Origin of the sequence: Vibrio sp. 10N.222.46.A1, from assembly GCF_041473595.1 — a bacterium.
Taxonomy (GTDB): Bacteria; Pseudomonadota; Gammaproteobacteria; order Enterobacterales; family Vibrionaceae; genus Vibrio; species Vibrio tasmaniensis_A.
This window is the reverse complement of the sequence record NZ_JBFRSN010001333.1, coordinates 1-313: the sequence shown is the minus strand read 5'-3', so window position 1 is coordinate 313 and position 313 is coordinate 1. Positions and strand designations below refer to the sequence as shown.

The 313-nt window shown below is 34.5% G+C and carries 1 protein-coding gene; it reads left to right on the top strand.

All coding sequences use genetic code 11. The features are described from left to right. Positions 1-7 precede the first annotated feature (7 nt). A partial coding sequence (locus AB4496_RS26390; RefSeq protein ID WP_372132854.1) for a hypothetical protein occupies positions 8-313 on the top strand: 306 nt, incomplete at its 3' end.

The window sequence follows — 313 nt, the reverse complement described above, 5'->3', positions numbered from 1 at the left end:
GTTTTGAATGAAAGCAGTAATCGGAAGTCTAAAGAGGTTTTGGAAACGTTATAAAGAAGAAAATCCAACTATACAGCTTAGCGTTCCATTTGTGGGAGGGTTCGCTGCGAACATTCCTTTAGTTGAAAAAGGGAAGATAAAACGGACTAGAACTGGAATAAATGCTCAAGATAAAATCGGTCTTTTTGTCGAATCTAACACTAATAATTTGGTTAAATTCTATAGTCAATATGAGTTAGAAAAAGAATATAAATTCTGTCGCGCACCATATGCTGAAACCATACCTCTAAGAAAAGGAAATAAAGGCTTTTCT